A 21,621-nucleotide genomic window follows, 5' to 3' on the forward strand; every position below is an offset into this window, starting at 1 on the left:
AGTTATCACATCATGAGAGGGGATTTTTCAGGCTATGCCCGAATCGAAGTCCAAGAAAGAAAATAATTTGCTTAACCGTACATTGCTCAATCAAGGTACGTACACCAATGATCCAATTGATCTAAACAATTGCGACAAAGAACCCATTCATATCCCCGGCTTCATTCAACCTCATGGTGTGCTCTTGGCTGTGAGCACCAACAATATACCGACTATTGTACAATGCAGCCAAAATACGGAGGAACATCTCGGTCTTACTACGCAAGAGGTGCTGGGCCTTCCACTCGAACATCTGATTGGCAAGGATAATATAAGGCAGGTACTGGCACGCACCTTCAGTGCATCTGTAACATCAGACCTGCAATATATGGATCTCACGATTAACGTATCTGGAAATGAGCAGGTCTTCACTTCTGTCATTCATGAGAGTGAAGGCCTGTTAATTTTGGAAATGGAGCCTTCCTATGAAAAAGGAAATATGGAAGGGAATGATTTTGAGTGGATTTCCAGCTTCTTCAGCCGACTTAAAAGTACTGATAATCGGGTGGAAGCGAGTCAAGTAGCAGCCGAACAAGTGAAGGAAATGCTCGGGTATGACCGGGTTATGATCTATGAATTTGACGAACAATGGAATGGAAAGGTCGTCGCAGAAGCACGTGAGGAAGAGCTCGAACCGTTTCTCGGGCACCATTATCCAGCGTCAGATATTCCCAAACAGGCACGCGAGTTATACCTGCGTAATTGGTTGCGCACCATCGTGAACGTGAATTATACACCTGTGGAGATCGTTCCCCTGCTTCAACCTTTGACGGGCAAACCGCTTAATCTGAGCTTGTCGGTTCTGCGGAGTGTATCCCCGTTGCATATTGAGTATTTGCAGAACATGGGTGTCGGAGCAACCGTAACCATCTCTCTGATTCATGACAACCAACTATGGGGCCTGATTACATGTCATCATTATTCAGCCAGATATATACCCCATCGTGTTCGTAACTTGTGTAACTTCTTGGGTTCATTCTTCTCAAGTGAACTGTTTCAACGTCAGCAGCTGGATGAATATCAGGCTGAGATCAGGTCACGTGAAGCGGCTACCCAAATTTCCAATATTTTCATTGGGAATACAAGTCCAGTGAGGATTATTGAGGAATTGCAGGGCGAAGAGCAGACCTTATTGAGTTTGATGGATGCTTCGGGAGCTGCGATCTGTTATCAGGACAAGCTGCTGTTATATGGCGATACACCGGCACGAGAGCAAGTACGTGAATTGGCAGCATGGCTAGCGGGCAAGTCGGAAGATTACAGTTATCACACCTCCAAGCTGAGTTTGGAGTATGATCCTGCTAAAGCTTACAAGGAAAAAGCATCGGGTATTGTTTATGTGGCCATATCCCCTGGGCAGCATCATTATATCATCTGGTTCCGGCCTGAAGTGGTTCAGCTTGTGGATTGGGCAGGTGATCCAGCCAAAGCCGTGATCAAAACCGATGATGGCATGCGTCTGTCCCCCCGGAAATCCTTCGAGAAATGGAGAGAGATTGTCCAATCGACCTCCTACCTGTGGACAACGAAGGAGCTGAATGTGCTTCCATTGCTCAAAAGCATCGTACGCCGTCAAACGGAGAACCAGCTTGTTCAGGCAGAGGAGCAGGCGTTGCAGAATGCACGTATTTTGCGACAAAATGAGCAGCGCTACTTACAGTTGATGGAGTTTTCCCCGGTGGCGTTTTTTACGTTGACGGACGGGTTCGTTATTTATTGCAATAACAAGGCAGCTGAATTGCTTGGCTATGAAAACTCCAAACATCTCATCGGCAAGGATTTCAGGGAATTTGTGCCTGATAAGACGAAAACGATTTTGCAGCAAAACCTGGAGGAACTGAAGCTCAATAATACGCGTCTGTTTACTAACCAGGCGTACTTCACCACAGCAACGGGCACGTCCCTGCTGCTTGAGATTACACTGGCTTCTGTTACACATGCAGGCAAACCCTCAGTGATGGTCCTTCTGAACGGTGGCGCATCGAATCATGATCAGGATCATTATACGGAGACAACCAGTCAGCTCCAGAACTATCTCAATACAGATCCGTTAACAGACATGCCGCTTCAAACCATATTCCAATCTCAACTTCAGGATGATTGGAATGAATGTTTGCAGGAGAAATGCAGTTTGGGACTGTTTATTATAGATATCGATGATTTCCGTTCATATAATGCATCTTATGGACTTCAAGGTGGTGATCTGTGCCTGCAGTGGATTGGAGAAGTGCTGGCGGTGGTCAGTGAGCAGAATGATGCCATCATCTCCCGTCTTCGGGGAGGAACCTTCATGTTGAAACTGAAGAATGCAACATCAGAACGTTCAGCGGAGCTTGCCGAAGAAATCAGACAACATGTGCTTGCACTTCAAATTCAGAGAGATCTGTCCAGCCCGAGTGACGTGGTCACTGTTAGCGTTGGCGGTGCGGTAATGGTTCCTGAAGAAAAGCTGATGATGTCGAATCTGATTGAAAAAGCCAGTCAGGCCCTTGCTCAAGCCAAGAGTGACGGGAAAAATCGGGCTATCATGGTTTGATACGAGGTTTTACTAGCCTTACTGTAAAGGGTGCAGCAAAATGGTATAGAGGGAAGGCATTTAAACTGGATATCAGTTTGAATGTCTTTCTTTTTTCTGCTAATTAGGAAAGTATTATTTTCATCACCGCAGGCACAGGACAAGTGTTATAATGATGAATATGGATACACTTGTTCGTATTCACACGCAGAGGACGGTGAAACGGAATTCAATGAAAGAGGATTCAAGACAACTGGAATTTATGGAGATAGATCTGAGCGAAGAGCCTATCACAGCGGCAGTCCCGGTTCCTGATCGTTCAACGATTGTCCGTGCTGATTTTGATATAAGATTACCTGGCGACATATTGTCTTCTGAGAAAAGGTTTGTAGAGGAAGCAAGGCAACTCATTGAAGTGGAAGGGGAGCAGGCTCCCTTTGTTCCTTTTATGAGTTATTGGCCGACTTATGGTGTAATGAACGAACCCCAGCGCAAGTGGTATATGTATTGGAGGACGGAAGTCCGGCAAGGACGTTTCCCTGATACGGATCTGTCCTATCTGTTTGTTCATATTTATGAACTGATAAACGGAATTGGTTGGCAGGAACCTGAGGAAGGTTACGACCAATTAAAAGAACTATGGATCAACTATCGTGAACGGCTTCCGCAGTTGGATGTGTACATGCAGGATTGGATTATTGATTATGATCTAGTCCATGAGTTGAACATGTCATTATCCGAGATGGTGGAGCTTTCGAGTGGTTATCTTCCACCGGAGATTCTGGATATGGAATTGCAACGGCTATTGAGCAGCAATATATCGGATATCTCGCTGAAGTTGTTACAAAGATATTATGACTACGACATTACGCTCAGTAAATTTTACAGAGATGGCGGTATGAAGGTTCTGGAACAGTACATTCCCCGAGTTATGGTTTTGGTGGATTCTTATCTACTGCGTACACGCAAGGCAGGCATATTGGATCAGTTTGAGTTAAATCATGAAAGGACTATCGAACGTACGCTGTTTCGAAAAGCTGTATATGACGAATCCATTTATGGAAAATCGGTTCAAATGACATATGTTCCGATTGGAGAGCATGCAGATTTTGTCCAGTTTGTAACCCGAGTTTTTCGATGCACGGAAAATAAATGCCGTGAACTGCTCGGTTTCAGAGGGCGACTTCGTGGAAAGACGCTTGAACCTGAGCTTGCAAAAGTGATTGAACGTTACCTGGACAAGGCATTTGCAGTCGAGCAAATGCCAGTTGTAGAGCAACCGATAGTCCGGATTGATGCAGAGAAACTTGCTTCGCTGCAAAAGGAAAGCGAATATGTGCGCAGAGCACTCATGATCGAAGAAAATCATACCTCCGAAGATGAGGATGCAAACAATGTGAGCAGCCTACCCACTACCGTGATCCAGAATTCAACGGAAGAAGCTGAAAGTGCTAAGCAGTCTAACCAACAGGAGGTTGACGTTGAGGGAGCGCTTAATACTGATGGAGGACAAGAAAACGGGATTAACGAGCCATTATCATTACAATGGGAGGCGGATTTTTCTGCTGATCTGGATGAAGAGTGGATACAGTTTTCTGAAATGCTATCTCAGCAGCATGTACAGGCAATTCACGCCTTGCTTGGCGTCAACCCGGATACGGAGCTGATGCGGGTGGCTGAGCAATACGGCACGATGCCTACACTCCTGTTGGATGAAATTAATGATATGGCCATGGAAACGATTGGTGACCTTTTGATTGAAGGTGATCGGATGGTTTCGGATTATATAAATGTGTTTGAACATGTGAAGAGGTGATTGGGCAGTGGCAGAACTTAAAATACCGAAGCGGCTGACTACCGCACTAGTGAATTCGTTGACAGCGGGCGTTGTGCCACGAATCGGACTGGAGCAGATTGCTGTTGGTCGGAAGTCTGAAGTGGACGCGATCTTACGGGATATGGACAACATTGCGGAAGGCGGGGCAGCTTTTAAGCTGATTACAGGAAGGTATGGAAGCGGAAAAAGTTTTCTGTTACAGATGATTCGTAACTATGCGATGGATCGGGAATTTGTTGTGGCGGACGCCGACTTGTCACCTGAGCGCAGACTGGTGGGAACCAAAGGTCAGGGGCTTGCAACATACCGTGAGCTGATGACTCGTCTGTCTACTCGTACACGTCCGGATGGCGGGGCACTGGAACCGATTTTGCAAAAATGGATCGCTGGTCTTCAGCAGCAAGCGATGCAAAGTCAGGGCTTGCGCCCGGATGATCCTGCTCTTCCTGCTGAAGTCGAGAAGCAGATCTATGCGGTGACAAACGAAATGCAGAATTTGGTGCATGGATTCGATTTTGCCAAGGTGCTAGCTTCGTACTGGAACGGCTATAAATTGGCGGATGATGACCGCAAACAAGCGGCGCTGCGCTGGTTGAGAGGGGAATTTGCAACCAAGACGGAAGCCAAGAAAGAGCTGGCTGTCGGCGTCATCATTGATGATGATAACTGGTATGACTACTTCAAATTATGGTCCGAATTTACGGCACGGATCGGTTACAAAGGACTGCTGTTGTTCATAGATGAAGCGGTGAATCTGTACAAAATTACAAACAGCATATCCCGGCAAAGCAACTACGAGAAGCTGCTTACCATGTTCAATGATACGATGCAGGGTAAAGCAGAACACCTTGGTATCTTTGTAGGCGGCACACCACAATTTGTGGAAGATGAAAGACGCGGACTCTTCAGTTATGAAGCACTTCGTTCGAGACTCATTGATGGCCGCTATGCGGTAAGAGAATATGCGAATTACACCGGACCGATCCTGAAACTTTCGATGTTGTCCCATGAAGAGATTTTGATTCTGTTGCAGAAGCTACGTCAGATACATGCCCTGCATTTTGGATATAGTGCTAGTCTAACAGACGAGGATTTAGTTGATTTTATGCAAACAGCGGTCAACCGGCTCGGCGCGGATGAGTTACTGACCACACGTGAAGTGGTACGGGACTTCATGGATGTGCTGCACACGCTCCATCAGAATCCTGAAGTGGCCTATGTTCAATTACTTGGTGAGCGAGCAGTCAAACCGCAGGAAGCAGGAAAAGGAACGGATTCTTCATCATCTGCTGATGATTTGGATGATTTTCTGGCGGAGTTTGAATTATGAGTGAGAACCCTTTCTATCGACTGGCCCCTTTTGTACAGGAATTTATTTATAAAAAAAGATGGGAATCACTTCGGTCTGCCCAGATTGAAGCTTGTAATATTTGCTTTCATACCCCGCATCATATGCTGATTGCGGCAGGTACAGCCTCCGGCAAGACGGAGGCGGCTTTTTTTCCTGCACTGACGGAGCTGCATGAACGGCCCTCCAAATCCGTGGGCATCTTGTACATCGGGCCGCTTAAGGCACTGATTAATGACCAATTCGAGCGACTAAAGGACCTACTGTCCGAGGGTAATATTCCGGTATGGCACTGGCATGGAGATGTGCCTCAGGCAGAGAAAACACGTCTCATGCGAAGTCCATCCGGTGTGCTTCAGATTACGCCTGAATCGCTCGAAGGTTTGCTGATGAATCGTCCCAATGCCATTCCGGCGCTATTTCATGATCTGCGATATGTCATCATTGACGAGGTTCATGCATTCATGGGAGCGGATCGAGGCATTCAGGTACTGAGTGAGCTGGCGCGAATTGAACGTATGGCTGGATGTAAACCGAGAAGAGTGGGATTATCTGCGACACTAAGTGATTATGATGCTGCTACAGCCTGGCTCGCTGCTGGAACTAATCAGGGGGTGGATGTGGTTTCTTCCCCCGGTGGTCGCAAGCTGCGTTTGCGGGTGGAGCATTTTTCGTTTCCAGATGCACGGGATGAAGAACAGGCGGAACATCTGCATAACGCACGTAAAGTCTATTACGACTTCATATATGAGAGTACACATCGCAAAAAAGCTTTGATATTCACCAATAGTCGAACGGATGCCGAAGTCACTATACTTGAGATGCGGCGTGTCGCCGCACGGAGACAGGAGCGGGACGTATTCCATGTTCATCATGGGAGCATTTCCGCCATGTTGAGAGAAGAGACCGAAGCCGCCTTACGAACCGGATCAGGGCCAGCAGTAGCTGCGGCTACCGTAACGTTGGAACTGGGGATTGACCTGGGTGAACTGGAGCGAGTTGTGCAGCTTGGAGCACCTTATAGTGCATCGAGCTTTGTTCAGCGCCTTGGACGGTCAGGCAGGCGTGAGGATATGGCTTCCGAGATGCTATTTGTATGTCCGGAAGAAGAGGATGAGGAAGCTCAATTGCCTGCTCGGATGCCATGGACACTCATGCGGGCTATTGCTGTTATTGAATTGTATGTAAAGACCAAGTGGGTTGAACCACTTGAGGCCCGGAAGATGCCGATGGGTGTGCTCTATCATCAGACGATGAGCATACTGAAAAGCATGGGGGAGGCTGAACCCAAAGAATTGGCTGAGGCCATGCTTTCGCTCGCACCATTCAAGGAGATTCGTGCAGATCAATATCAGATTTTTCTAAATTATCTGATTGAGACTGATCATCTGCAATGGACAGAAGATCGGACTTTAATCATCGGGCTTACGGGTGAGAAAACCGTCAATAACTATCGCTTTTATGCGGTGTTCAAAGATGATGAAGAGCACAAAGTGCTGAACGGTTCCGAGGAGATCGGGTCGATTACAACCGTGCCGCCTCCTGGATACTGTTTCTCTCTTGCCGGGAAACTGTGGAAAGTGGAAGAGGTCGATCACAAGCATAAATCTGTGTATGTGAAGGCGGCCAAAGGCAAAGTGGATACGTTATGGCTGGGTGCGGGTGGGGACATTCATACGACGGTCGTCCAGAAAATGCGTGAAGTACTGTCCGACACGGTGATATATCCGTATCTGTCTCCGCAAGCGGTAAATCGATTGGAACGCGCCCGTCGACTTGCACGTGAAAGTGGGTTGCTGAAACAGGTTGTCATTCCAGCTGGAGGAGATTCCTTGTATGTATTACCTTGGGTGGGAAGCAAGTCTTTCCGCACACTGGAACGTTTAATGAAGCACAATTTGTCTGACAAACTTGCCTTGCGATCTGTTGTACCTATGGAGCCTTATTATTTTGTCGTGTCAGGCAAAGTGGATGGTCGCACACTTTTGGCCGAGATCATGAGTGAATGTCGAACAGCGGAAGATGCATCTACGTTACTTTCAGAAGATGAAGCACCGTATCTTGGTAAATACGATGAATTTGTGGCTCCTCCTTTGATCCGAGAGGCCTTTGCAGTGGATGGATTGGATTTAAATGGTCTCAAAGAAGGATTGCAGCAAACGTTAACATGGGATTCTTCATCTATAAAATGACGTAATAACGTATGTTTTTTGTTTTTAATTTGAATTTAAAAAATTTAAATTGTGAATCAGGGTTGACACCACCTCACCTGCCATGTAATATATGAAAAGTCGTCACACACGAATCGCAAACAACAAATGCATATTTCATTTCGTATAACCTCGCAGGCCGAAAGTGTACACAGGGCGAGGGTCTCTACGGGAAGCCTATACTTCCTAACTACGATGCCAGGAATCATTGTATTCCTTGCTCGTAGTTAGGATTTTTGCATTTGGATGGTGTCTGTGACCTTGGCATGGATCAAACATGCGGACGCATTTTTCGATCATCAGGAGGTTTATCTACAATGAAATATTATCTGTCCGTTCTCGCAGGAGCGATGAGCTATGGCATATTATCCACAATTGTGGTTCTGGCTTACGGCGAAGGGTACAAACTTGGAGAGGTCGTGGGCACACAGCTGATCACGGGCTTCATCCTGTCCTGGATGCTGGCATTATACTCGAAGTTTAGAATGAAACGGAAATCACAGGCAGATGGAAAAACATCAGCTGCCGTGGCAAAAGCATTTCAGAAATTAACGTGGAAGCAACGTTTGATATTGATGGCTGCAGGGACGCCGACGGTGATTACCGGTCTTGTCTATTATCAGTCTTTACGATACATTCCCGCGTCACTTGCCATTATTCTTTTGTTCCAATTTACGTGGATTAGCGTATTGATTCAGGCCGTGAGCAAACGTCAGCGTCCTGACAAAGTAACGTTCCTGACTTTGATTATCCTGTTTGGCGGAACATTGCTGGCAGCAGGTTTCCTGGAACAGGGACTCGGAGAGTTTAACGGCTTGGGCATAGCGCTTGGCTTAATGGCGGCTGTAAGTTACTCCCTGTTTGTAATGTTCAGTGGTAAAGCGGTTCCATCAGCACATCCGGCTTTTCGCAGTGCATGGATGGTGACCGGAGGTCTGGTCTTGCTGTGCATCCTGTTCCCGCCGACGTTCCTGTTTAACGGATTGATTTGGAGCCAGCTGCTTGTCTTCGGATTGTTGCTTGGCTTCTTCGGAGCTTTTATCCCACCAGTACTGTTCGCAGTAGGTGTGCCTCATATTGGGGGCGACATGGCCGGAATTCTTGGTGCAGTTGAGCTCCCAATCGCGGTGCTGCTCTCAGCCATTGTGCTTCACGAGCATGTGAGCCCATTGCAATGGATCGGGGTTATTGTGGTACTAATTGGTGTAGCGCTGCCAGAGATTTATAAGTTGCGGATGAGACGAAGTCGAAATACACCTCTATATTCCTGAGTGGGATTAGATAGAATGATAAAGACAATAGCTATAACTGAAAGAGCCTGAGTGATTCAGGCTCTTTTTTTGATGAATATATTTATTGGGCTAAGTGACGTCCCATCGATATGGCCCATTCGAGTCATTTTCAATTTTAACCGGATGGGGTATGCTGAAGAAGAGTTGCAATAGAATGGGAACATAGACAGAGGAGCGTTGAGATGAAAAGCTGGATTAGCAAAACCTGGCCTTGGCTTACGCTAGGAATTACTGTAGTTGTGCTGCTTGGATCTTTTATGGTGTATTTTATGGGCAAGGACATGTCCCCAGGTTCAGGAAGTGCCGTAACGGCCAAAGCCGAGACGCCGGAGGACTTGAAGGGATATGAAGTTGTTAATGTTAACGTAAGCAATGACGGTTTTGAACCTGATGTTATTGAAGTTAAATCCGGAGTCCCTACCAAAATCAACTTTATTCTTACTCGGCAGGTCACACACGTTAAATCGGTGGCATCAAGTAAGCTTGGCATGGATATGTACATGCAAAAGGGTGATAATTACTACACCTTGGACAAAGATCTCCAGCCTGGGGAATATGAAATTCACTGTGGCATGTACATGATTTACGGAACGGTTAAGGTCATATAGTGGACAGGAGCAAAGATTCTTCAATTGAATCTTTGCTCCTCTTTTGTGTGCGTGATATCATGGACTAGTGATCAATTTCATCTGGAGGTGGCCAAATATGAAAGCGCTATTTATTGGAGGAACAGGTACCATCAGTACAGCAATTACCGATCAGCTTGCGAAGCAAGGCTGTGAACTTTATTTGATCAACCGGGGTAATCAAAATGATAATTTGCCTGCGCAAATCAAAGTGCTGCAAGCCGATATTAACGATGAAGCGCGGGTTGCGGAGCTGATTGCCGACCTGGAGTTCGATGTTGTCGCAGACTTTATCGCGTTTGTACCTTCCCAGCTGGAGAGAGATTACCGTTTGTTCAAAGACAAAACGAAGCAATTTATATTTATCAGTTCGGCATCTGCCTACCAGACACCACTTGCTGATTATCGGATCACGGAAGGTACGCCTTTATCCAATCCGTATTGGGAATATTCGCGCAACAAAATTGCATGTGAAGACTATTTGATGAAACAGTATCGTGAAGAAGGATTTCCGGTAACCATTGTGCGTCCAAGCCATACGTATAGTGAACGTTCTGTACCTCTCGGTGTACACGGGGCAGAGGGAAGCTGGCAGGTCCTCAAGCGCATACGTGAAAATAAACCCGTACTCATTCATGGAGATGGTACATCTCTCTGGACCATAACGCATAACAGTGATTTTGCCAAAGGATTTATTGGCCTTATGGACAATATTCACGCCATTGGTGAATCGGTACATATTACCTCGGACGAGTCAGTAACCTGGAATCAGATCTATGAGATTATTGCAGGAGTGCTTGGTGTCAAGCTTCATGCGGTTCATGTATCTTCCGAGTTTTTGGCGGCGTGCAGTGATCAGGATCTTCGAGGCGGTCTGCTGGGAGACAAGGCGAATACGGTTGTATTTGATAACAGTAAGCTAAAAAGGCTTGTTCCAGAATTTGTGGCAACGATCAGGGCCGATCAAGGAATCCGGAGCACCATAGAATATATTCTTGCACATCCTGAATTGCAGACCGAAGATCCCGAATTTGATGCATGGTGTGACAAGGTGGTTGGAGTATTGGATGAAGCGTTGCTGAAAATTAGAGATGAGAAGTGAGGCGAGCATATGTCCCAAACCGGGCATCGACTGGTAAAGGAAATCACCAAAACCGTCACTTTGGACTATTTACTGCACATTCCCGAGACGGAGGAACCGCTTGCTGCGGACCAGAAATGGCCTGTCATTTTGTTTCTTCATGGTTCTGGAGAACGTGGAAATGATCTGGAAAAGCTTAAAGCACACGGGGTTCCGCTTATTGCCGATCAGGACAAAAGTTTCCCGTTTATCGTGATTTCACCGCAATGTCCTGTGGACGAATTTTGGGGTATGCATCGCGAAGCTGTTATGGCTCTTCTGGAACATGTTTTGGAAAACGAAGCTGCTGACCCGAACCGGGTGTATCTTACAGGTCTGAGTATGGGCGGGTATGGTGCTTGGGATCTGCCACTGTTTTACCCCAATACATTTGCTGCATTGGCTCCTGTATGTGGGGGAGCAGACCCTTCCAAAGCGGAAGAACTGCATAATATACCGATCTGGGCATTCCATGGTGCCAAGGATGACATCGTTTATGTTACGGAATCCGAGAAAATTGTTCATGCGCTTGAAGCGTTGAACGCGGATGTGAAGCTGACGATATATCCTGAAGGTAATCATGATGCTTGGACCGAAACGTATGACAACCCGGAATTGTACAAGTGGTTTCTCAGCCATACGTTATAATCAATCAATCGTTCGTAATTGACAATATTCAGCATTATTAAGTATTTACTTTCGTTATTCGAATCGTTATAATCAAGAAAAAATGACACTTGTTAGGGGAGGCACCCCAACAGAGGACTTTGTTCCTTTGTTGGGGTGCCTCCTTTTTTTGTGTGCAGAAAAGGAGAGCAGACGTTGAAGAAATCTGAGAAGCGTATTAAAAAACAGGCCGAGCAGCTTACCAAAGTGGTACTTGCATTTGCTCTGCTGTCACCCCAAGCCTTGCTGGTCGAATGGGGTTCAACGGCCATTATGGCTGAAGCTGTGGAAACCATCAGTATTGTATCCGATACTTCCAGCATGAAGGCTGTTCAATCCTCCAAGGTGAAAGTGGAGATGAATAGTGATGGCAAATATAGAATTGTGTTGCTTCCTAATACAAACGTATTCTACGGTGGCGATACCGGGAATGTATCCACCATTATTGATCATAACGGAACACCCGTTAATTTTAAGTCGCTGCCCCTTAATTATTATCGAATCAATAATAATGTAATCGAAATGTCCAGGCAGAAAGACAACGTAGAGTATATTTTGCGCGTGTCCATCGTTAATGCCACATCTCAGGGCGGTTATATGAAGGTGGAGCTGGAGGCTGTTAACCGCAGCGGCTCTACGCTGAATCTGGGAGGTACGTTCTATTGGGATACGATGGTGAATGGCAACGATGCTTCTCCGTTTGAAGTGATTGAGAACGGCTGGCGCAATTACAGTGGAGGTGTTCAGGTAACTGCTTTTTATGCCAACACGTATAACGTTGTGGACGCAGATCGCATTTTCATGGGGCAGTACAATAGCCCGGACAATGCGCAGCTGACAGGTGGTTCTTCTCCATCTTCCTTTACGCCAGGGCAGACCGTTACCGCAACGGATACTGCTGCGCAGTTTTGGTGGAACGGCAAAGCAACCGCGAACCAGGCTTCACGCAAATTTTCGACGATTGTGGGGATTGGTCCCAAAAATGCACCGCCTTCATTTGCACTATCGGCACCGTCTTCTGGCCAGACCTATTACAAAGGAGAACAGCTTCAAATATCCGGTACAACCCGGGATACGGATGTGGGAGATCTTCTGACTGTCAAATGGTCAATCGACGGAGGCTCCGAAAACATGTTGACACAGATGACGGCTACAGGTTCCAATCAGTCGTTTAACACGAATTACACATTGCCAGACACGCTAGCAGATGGCGCACATACGTTGCAGGTGTGGGTAATGGATGACAAGGGAGGGGTCTCCTCTGCGAGCACTGTCAACTTCACGGTGAAAAGTTTCGTTGTTCCGGGAACAACGTCATTTACATCTGTTAACAATAATAATCTGACGGTCAACTGGGACAAAAAGGCGAATGATGCTTCCGTGACGTATGAACTGAAAAATGTAACGACGAATCAAACCTTTGATACGGGGACAACAAATAGTCGGCAGGTGACCGGGCTTACACCGAATACTCAATATTCTTTTGCTGTGCGCGCTAAAAATACAGTGGGTTCGTATACGGGGTATTCAAGTCCAGCTAGCAAATTTACACTAGCCAATGCACCAAGCGATGCAGCTGTGAGCCAGTCAAGTAACTCCGTTACGGCTAGTTGGAACAACAATGGCAATCCTGCGGGAACGAGTTACAAAACGGAAATACGTAACTCCGTCGGACAAGTGCTTGCATCGGGTACAACTTCATCAACTCGGACTGAACTTGCGTTAACTGGACTTGCAGACGGATTATATAACGTATATGTAGCAGCACTGAATGGAGAAGGCATACAGACTGCATTTACCTCTGCAGGTCAGATCACAAAGGACACAACCGGTCCCACTGCTCCCTCGATAGCAGTAAATCCTTCTTCTTGGACCAAGGAAGATGTTCTGGTTACGATTACAGCAGGCTCGGATGCCTTAAGTGGTGTACAGAAGACTGAGTACAAGCTGGGGATTGGGGGAGAATGGAAGGAATACACTGCTCCCATTACGGTTGCTTCTGAAGGAAATACACTCATTATTGCACGCAGCATAGATGCATTTGGCAATACAGGACAGGAGGCTTCTGTTACAGCACGAGTGGACCGTACAGCTCCGACACCTCCCGTCATCTCGTTAAATCCGACGGAGTGGACCCATTCGGCAGTAACGGTGACGTTAACGGCAGGTACGGATGAAGCAAGTGGAGTGGGTCTTACGCAATATAGACTTGGAGTTGAAGGAACTTGGGTCGATTATCGAGAGCCATTTACCATCAATACGGAAGGAATCACCGAGATTCAGGCGCGAAGTGTGGATCGGGCCTCTAATGTCAGTGCGTCAACTTCAGCCAATGCCCGGATCGACAAGACAGGGCCTGATGAGCCAAAGATTACACTCAGTGCTGATGAATGGACGAATCAGGATGTATCCTTTGAAATAACCAGCGGTGAAGATACAGGCAGTGGACTTGCCAAAAGCCAATATCGTCTAAACGAACAAGGCCCCTGGATCGATTACACTGGAGAAGTGAAGGTTACCGAAGAAGGACAAACCACAGTATATGCGCGCTCGCTTGACAGGGTAGGGAATGTAAGTACTGTTACAAAAGCACTCATTCGATTGGATAAGACCGCTCCAACAGAACCGGTTATTACATTAAGTCAGTCCGGCTGGAGCAAGGAAGCTGTACAATTTACGATTGCTGGCAGCGTAGACGAAAATGCCATTTTGTATGAATATAGTTTGAATGGGGCCCCGTATATTGTAGGAAACTCAGGTACAGTGAGTTCAAACGGTCTTACCATAATTCGAGCCAGAGCCAGAGACACTGTCGGGAATGTTAGCAAGGAGATCAGTCGTACGGCTTATGTCGATCAGGTTGCTCCAACGATTACATTTACACCGAATGGACAAGGCTGGATTGACACTAATATATCTGCTACCGTTCAATATGAAGATCCTGATTCGGGTATCAATGAGAATTCGCAATTGTACAGTGTGACCAACAGTACCGCATCGCCAGACAACTGGAATGAAGCCCGCTCGAATGAGCCTGTAATTTCAATTGAATCCGAAGGCATTTGGTATATCCATGCCAAAACAATAGATATGGCAGGGAATACATATGAGACTGTATCAGCGCCTTATCAAGTCCAGCGTAAACCACAGCAACCGGGGAATGCGAGCATCACACAGATCAGTGAGACTTCGGCAGAACTTACGTGGGATCTGCCCACAGGAGAATGGTATACCGAAGGGTATCAGTATGAAATCATAAACCATACGACAGGCCAGTCCTGGACACTGGATTATCCTAAACATACGCTCATTGATCACTCCCTAAGTGGTGGGCAAGTCTATGATTACGAAGTGAGAGTTCGAAACCATACTGGTATAAGTGATGCAGTATCTGTCCGTGCACTCACAATCCCCGCGGCACCGGGATCATTACAAGTTCGAAAAGTCGATTCCCAGCCTGAGCTGGCAGAAGTACATTTCGATTCGGTTCAAGGTGCTACTGCGTACCGTATCACGGCTGCAACTTCGGATGGAAGTATTGTATTTGACCAGACGATCTCCGATTCTTCCAATATTCCGTACATGACCAATCTGGTCCCGGGGAGCATTCATACGATTTCGGTCACAGCACTGAATGAGAGTGGTACGGGAGAAAGCAGCAGGGTGGGATTCCTGACATTGCCTGCAGCACCTGGTGAATTTGCGGCAGTGCAGATTCGGGAGCATGAGATCTCTCTGGGATGGGAGACGGTAACTTCAGCTACGTATTACAGCCTTTCACGCAGTGGAGCTGGAGTCTACGAAGGATTGGAAACGGAGTATGTGGACGCAGGTCTGGATAGTGGAACAGAGTATAGCTATGAATTGCTGGCCGCAAACGAGACAGGAGAAGGTCCAGTAACAAGTTTGCAGAAGCTGCTGACATTGCCGGGGGCCATTGAAAGCTTGAGTATAGATAATGCTACAACAACGAGCATGCATCTCAGTTGGGATCCTGTAAGAGGCGCGGAGCGATACGAAGTCTTTGTGAATGGGGAGAAGCGGGAGACGCTGCTTGCTGGAACCCATGAATATCTGCTAACGGGATTGACTGCGGGAACGTTGGTTCAGGTGGACGTTCAGGCAGGCAATGGAAGTGGACAAGGTCAATCCAATCGAGTATCTGGAACGACGCTTCCCGAGAGTCCTTCAGGTCTTCACTTTGTTCAGCCGACTGAAACGGGAGCAATACTCAGATGGGATGCAGTCCCCGGCGCGACGAAGTACCGGGTCGTTCTTGAGGGTAAGAGTTATGAGATAACAGATACACAGCTTGAAGTCCATGAGTTATCAGGCAGCCGTCATTACACGTATCAGGTAGAGGCCGGAAATGCTGCTGGTTATGGTGCACCCACAAGCGGTGAACTGCTTACTTTGCCAACCAGACCTGAAGGACTCACAGTAACACGTACGGATGAAGCGAGTATTGGGGTGGAATGGGAATCTGTAAATACAGCCGAATCATATATTGTTAGTATCAATGGGACGGAAGTGGGTCGAACTTCGGGACTTGCCTATACGGCTGAAGAATTGTTGCCAGGTATGGAGTATTTAGTGGAAGTACAGGCCGTGAACACGTCTGGAGTCGGTCAGTCCGCCAGCTTGATTCGATTATCCAAACCGACCGCCCCTTCAGAAATCGTTGTTGAACCAGGAGTACATAAAGCCAACTTGTCATGGGCTTCGGTAGCAGGTGCCTCGGAGTATGTAATTCAGCAGGGGAACAAAGAGATTTACCGTGGAACAGAGCCGATGACCCTTATTTCAGGACTTGAGGATGGAACGATGCATCATTACATACTTGTTGCAGTGAACAGACAAGGGACCCCATCCGAAGCGACGGGTATATCCATACTTACATTGCCTGAGAAGCCAGTTGAGATTAAGGCAACGGAAGTGTCGGAAAACAGTCTTAGTCTGGATTTTACCAAAACAGGGGTAAAGGGTGCAGACGAATACATCATTGAACGCAATGGGCGAGAGATTGCTCGCATGGATGCGAGTGAAACCCGATTCGTAGATGAGGATTTGTCGCCCGGCACGAAATATACGTACAAGATCCGGGCGGTTAATGCAAGTGGTTCGGGTGCTTCCCTTGTCTATGGAATAACAACTCAAACTCTGCCACTATCACCAGATGGAATTACAGTGATCAAGGGAACGCACACGTTTGATCTGGCGTGGGAAGCAGTAAAGGGAGCAGCCGCATATGAAATTCGCAATCAGACAACGGGGGGAGTTCAGACTGTGTCCGAACCATTGGTCCATCTCGCCAGTTTATTGGATGGCACAACGTATACGTTTGAACTTACAGTTATGAATGAGGATGGTCACCGCTCTTCTCCTATTCAGGTTCTTTTGTTGACCAAACCCATATCCCCACAAACAGCAAGTATTGCTGCGGTAACCGATCAATCGGCAACGCTGGATCTGAGTGGCAGCGCCACACGAGGCACAGAACAATTGATCATTATGCGAGATGGTATTGAAATTGACCGTATTCCGGCTGACAGTATTTCTTATGAAGACAAGAATTTGACGCCGGGAGAGAGATACACTTATACGGTTAAGACTTCGAATGCTTCCGGCGATAGCGATACGGGATTTGATGTTCAATTGCGTACGCTGCCTGCAACAATTACGGAAACGCTGCATCCAGACGTGATTGAAGAGACGGAGGCAGTGATTAAGTGGACAAAGGTTCAAGGTGCAGAGGGTTACATTGTAATGATAGCGGCTGACGAATTCACAATCATTACAGAGAGTGATTTGACTGAGGTTACCCTTAAGGGGCTAGTCAGTGCAGCCCAATATGATCAAGTACAGATCGTTCCTTATAATACAGCGGGTAATGGAATTCCAATGGTCGTTGCTTCATTTTTCACGTTGCCTCATGTCGATTCTATTGAGATGAAGCTATATCCGGAGACGGATCATGCCAGACTGGAGTGGGATTTCCCTTATTTAAACGAAACGTTTGTCGTTCTATTGGACGGTATCGAGCTGTATAGAGGCAAACAAAAAGAGTATATCGTAAATGAGCTGCAGGGCGGAACGAACTACTACATCGAACTGTATACCGAGAACGGGCGGGGAGATACATCTCATAAGCTAGAATATACACTCTTGACCAAACCGGAAGCTCCCAAGGAAGTGGAATATCGTTCGACACAGGAGAGCATACAACTTCAGTTCGAAAAGAGCCATGTCAAGGGGGTTGAGCAATTCATCATTGAACGTGACGGTGCGGAGATCGGCCGAGTGTCTGTTGACGAGCCTTATTACAAAGACCATGGGCTTGAGCCAGGTGTAAATTATGTGTATACCATCAAAACCGTAAATGCTTCCGGTAAGAGCGAGAGCGGATTCAATCTAACAGCAGTAACGCTGCCAGGCAAAATTCCTTCTCCACCTCAAGTGAAAGAACGCGCTCAGCATGGTGCAGATATTATATGGGATATGATTCCTGGTGCAGCAGGCTATCGCATCTATCAGGAAGACGAGCTGATTGCAACAACAATGGAAACATCGATACATATAACTGAATTGAAAAGTGCCCAGGTCTATTCCGGCTTTTCTATTGTGCCTTTCAATGAGGCGGGAGACGGAAAGACAGTCGATGTACCCGAGTTCGAGACATTGCCTTCAGAAGAATTCACCGTTTCAGCGAACTCCCAGAGCACAAGCAGCATTGCATTGAGCTGGAAATTGGAATCTTTTAATGAAACGATCGTGCTTTCTAGTAGTGGGCGGGAGATCTATCGTGGAAAAGATCGAAGCTACATCTGGACAGGACTAACGGGCGGACAGCGCTATGATGTCATATTGTGGACTGAAAATTCAACCGGGGAAAAAAGTGAAAGCCAGCAGGCCACTGCCGTGACTCTGCCATATCCACTTCCAAGCGGAAGTGGAGCTGGTTCACCTACACCTTCCTCTAAACCGGAGGATGTTCAGTCGTCCGGAGTGTCTCAACCTGAGCAAAATGACAAAGCGGAAACAACAGCCAAGAAAGAGGTTAAGTTCATTGATATTGGTCAAACATTCAATAAAGATCAGATTATATGGCTGGCAGAGCAAAACATCATTCAAGGTGTGAGTGAAACCCGCTTCGAACCCCGTCGTCCCATTACAAGAGCTGAGTTCACAGCACTTATTGTGCGATTAATGGGTCTGGATACATCTGCCGATTATCAGCATGCTTTTCGGGATGTGAACGATCAGGATTGGTTTGCTCCTGAGATCGAAGCAGCCGTAAGTCTTGGTATGGTACATGGCATGGGTAATGGTAAATTTGCTCCATATGCGCTGGTAACCCGGGAACAGGCATCGAAGATCATTGCGAATGTTATTCGCAAAATTAAGCCGGAATCCGCAACTTCACGTCGTGCTTTTACGGATCAGATGGATGTGTCCGAATGGGCCAAAGAAGAGGTTGAAGAGCTTGCTGGAATGTACATGCTTACCGGGTACGAAGACGGCAGTTTCCGACCCATGCAGCATCTGAGCAGATCTGAAGCCGCAGCCCTGATCTTCCGACTGAACAAACTGATCCGTATTATAGAAGAAGGTCAAACTATGGAGGAAGAGAACCGAACTATGGATGATAAAGGAACGAGTATTGATATAGAAGGTAAGGCTAACATGTCAAAATTGGAGTAAAAAAACTAGGATTGAATCACATGGAAATTTATCATTTCATCATCCTCAGTAGCTACATTATCCGTTATTCGACTTTTAATGTTATAATAGGTTGCCAATATGATATAAAAAAGGGTAATGGACAGTGGTGATGAATGATGAATAATAAATTTATCCGAATCTATGAAGATATTGCAGCTCGTATTCGGACTGGAGAAATTGAAGCAGGTACGCTGCTTCCCTCGGAACTTGATTTATCGGAAAGTTATCAAACGTCTAGAGAGACAATTCGCAAAGCGCTTAAAATGCTGTCTGAAGAAGGTTATATTCAGAAAATTCAAGGTAAGGGCTCCATTGTATTGGATATACGTAAAATTGATTTTCCTATTTCGGGCCTCGTCAGCTTCAAGGAACTGGCTAAAAAAATGGGACATCGGGCCAAAACGTACGTTAAGGTTTTTGAAGAAAAAAAGGTTGATCAGGCCTTGTTCAAGAAAATCAATTTTGGCCTGAATGAAAAGGTCTGGGAGATCAGACGTGTACGGCAAGTGGATGGCGAACATGTCATTCTCGACAAGGACCATATAAGCCAGAGGCTTATTCCCGGTTTGAGCAAGGAAATATGTAATGACTCCATCTTCGAGTACATTGAGGAAGAGCTCGGGCTGACCATCTCTTTTGCCAAAAAGGAAATATTGGTGGAGGAGCCCACTGCTGAGGATAGGGAATTGCTTGATCTCGAAGGATTCCACAATGTAGTTGTGGTTAGAAGTCAGGTTTACCTGGAGGATGCAAGTCAATTCCAGTTCACAGAGGCAAGGCATCGCCCGGACAAGTTCAGATTTGTGGACTTTGCCCGGCGTAGATGATATCCATTGACCATGGATATGAAACAGAGAGTACCTATTCACTTCTTTTAGGGGTGAACGAGGTGCTCTCTTTGTTTTGAAAACGATTTGAAGTGTTTAGGGGGTCGATAGCCAAATAGGGAGTGTTGATGGGGGAGGTAGCGAGTACAAAATAAATTCCTTATCATGGTAAAAATAACTTGACCGGTAAGCGTTTTCATTTTATTATATGTCCATAACCTTAACGATTAAGTAAATAAAATTAAATTATGTATCTTACATAAAGTTATTTATTTATAAATAATAACTTTATAAAATTATGGGATACTCTTGATTTTAGTTAACTTATTGCCTTGAGCAGGGTTAATTGAAATAAATAAAAAAATGTAGGAGGTTCTAGCGAATGGTCAAGTTGCAAAAGTGTACAGTCTTTACCGTAATAGCTGCACTTATGTTGGTGATTCTGGGGAGTGCTGCACCCAAAGCGTCTGCTGCTACAGGATTTTATGTAAGCGGAGGCAAATTGTACGATTCCACTGGCAAGGCATTTGTCATGAGAGGTGTCAATCATGGACATTCATGGTTTAAGAACGACCTGAACACGGCTATTCCTGCAATTGCCAAAACAGGTGCCAACACCGTACGGATTGTGCTCTCCAATGGCGTGCAGTACACCAAAGACGATCTGAACTCCGTTAAAAACATCATTAATGTTGTGAGCGCAAACAAAATGATTGCGGTGCTTGAAGTACATGATGCAACAGGTAAGGATGACTATAATTCGTTGGATGCAGCAGTGAATTACTGGATTAGCATCAAGGAAGCACTCATTGGCAAAGAAGACAGAGTTATCGTAAATATCGCGAACGAATGGTATGGAACATGGAACGGTAGTGCTTGGGCTGATGGATACAAAAAAGCAATTCCGAAGCTGAGAAATGCCGGGATTAACAATACGTTGATCGTGGATGCAGCGGGCTGGGGGCAGTACCCGCAATCCATCGTGGATTATGGACAAAGTGTATTTGCAGCAGATACACAGAAAAATACTGTGTTTTCGATTCACATGTATGAATATGCCGGTAAAGACGCGGCAACCGTAAAAGCCAACATGGAAAGCGTATTAAACAAAGGTCTGGCCCTGATCATCGGTGAATTCGGTGGATATCACACGAACGGAGATGTCGATGAATATGCGATCATGAAATATGGTCAGGAAAAAGGGGTAGGCTGGCTCGCATGGTCCTGGTATGGCAACAGCTCTGATTTGAACTATTTGGACTTAGCTACGGGTCCTAACGGAAGTTTGACATCCTTTGGAAACACGGTCGTCAACGACACTTACGGAATCAAAAATACTTCAAAAAAAGCAGGGATCTACTAGGGTCTATAGGGTCTAGCTTTTCTAAAAAGATTCATCTACTCAACGAGAAGCATTGA

11 protein-coding genes are annotated in these 21,621 nt (G+C 46.2%); all 11 read left to right on the forward strand.

The window, feature by feature from the left end; translation table 11 throughout:
• Nucleotides 1-34 precede the first annotated feature (34 nt).
• The 11 genes from BLS14_RS03540 to BLS14_RS03590 all read left to right on the forward strand — a co-directional run bounded on the left by BLS14_RS03540 (nucleotide 35) and on the right by BLS14_RS03590 (nucleotide 21,565).
• Nucleotides 35-2,575, forward strand: a complete 2,541-nt coding sequence (locus BLS14_RS03540) for a diguanylate cyclase domain-containing protein (RefSeq protein ID WP_079694437.1) — start codon at nucleotides 35-37, stop codon at nucleotides 2,573-2,575.
• A gap of 151 nt (nucleotides 2,576-2,726) precedes the next feature.
• A complete protein-coding gene (locus tag BLS14_RS03545) occupies nucleotides 2,727-4,370 on the forward strand; it encodes a TerB N-terminal domain-containing protein (protein WP_072732622.1) in 1,644 nt (547 codons plus the stop codon).
• 7 nt (nucleotides 4,371-4,377) lie between these two features.
• Complete coding sequence (locus tag BLS14_RS03550; RefSeq protein WP_090949559.1) at nucleotides 4,378-5,721, forward strand: ATP-binding protein; 1,344 nt, start codon at nucleotides 4,378-4,380, stop codon at nucleotides 5,719-5,721.
• On the forward strand, nucleotides 5,718-7,931 hold the full coding sequence (locus tag BLS14_RS03555) for a DEAD/DEAH box helicase (protein ID WP_072732624.1): 2,214 nt from the start codon (nucleotides 5,718-5,720) through the stop codon (nucleotides 7,929-7,931). The genes BLS14_RS03550 and BLS14_RS03555 overlap by 4 nt, the downstream gene beginning before the upstream one ends.
• 335 nt (nucleotides 7,932-8,266) lie before the next feature.
• Nucleotides 8,267-9,220: an EamA family transporter gene (locus tag BLS14_RS03560; RefSeq protein WP_064638771.1), complete on the forward strand. Its 954-nt coding sequence runs from the start codon at nucleotides 8,267-8,269 to the stop codon at nucleotides 9,218-9,220.
• Between the two features lie 203 nt (nucleotides 9,221-9,423).
• Entirely contained in the window at nucleotides 9,424-9,849 is a 426-nt protein-coding gene (locus BLS14_RS03565) for a cupredoxin domain-containing protein (protein WP_063563492.1), read from the forward strand.
• A 97-nt stretch (nucleotides 9,850-9,946) separates the two neighbouring features.
• Complete coding sequence (locus tag BLS14_RS03570) at nucleotides 9,947-10,969, forward strand: SDR family oxidoreductase (RefSeq protein WP_090949561.1); 1,023 nt, start codon at nucleotides 9,947-9,949, stop codon at nucleotides 10,967-10,969.
• 9 nt (nucleotides 10,970-10,978) lie between these two features.
• A complete protein-coding gene (locus tag BLS14_RS03575) occupies nucleotides 10,979-11,635 on the forward strand; it encodes a carboxylesterase family protein (RefSeq protein ID WP_063563494.1) in 657 nt (218 codons plus the stop codon).
• A gap of 174 nt (nucleotides 11,636-11,809) precedes the next feature.
• Nucleotides 11,810-19,354 carry a fibronectin type III domain-containing protein gene (locus tag BLS14_RS03580; protein ID WP_090949563.1) on the forward strand — a complete coding sequence of 2,515 codons (7,545 nt, stop codon included), beginning with the start codon at nucleotides 11,810-11,812 and terminating at the stop codon, nucleotides 19,352-19,354.
• Nucleotides 19,355-19,491: 137 nt separating this feature from the next.
• Nucleotides 19,492-20,202, forward strand: a complete 711-nt coding sequence (treR, locus tag BLS14_RS03585) for a trehalose operon repressor (protein ID WP_079694432.1) — start codon at nucleotides 19,492-19,494, stop codon at nucleotides 20,200-20,202.
• A 430-nt stretch (nucleotides 20,203-20,632) separates the two neighbouring features.
• A complete protein-coding gene (locus BLS14_RS03590; RefSeq protein ID WP_371121417.1) occupies nucleotides 20,633-21,565 on the forward strand; it encodes a glycoside hydrolase family 5 protein in 933 nt (310 codons plus the stop codon).
• The last annotated feature ends 56 nt before the right edge of the window (nucleotides 21,566-21,621 follow it).

It is taken from the genome of Paenibacillus sp. OK060, from assembly GCF_900101205.1.
Classification (GTDB): Bacteria; Bacillota; Bacilli; order Paenibacillales; family Paenibacillaceae; genus Paenibacillus; species Paenibacillus marchantiae.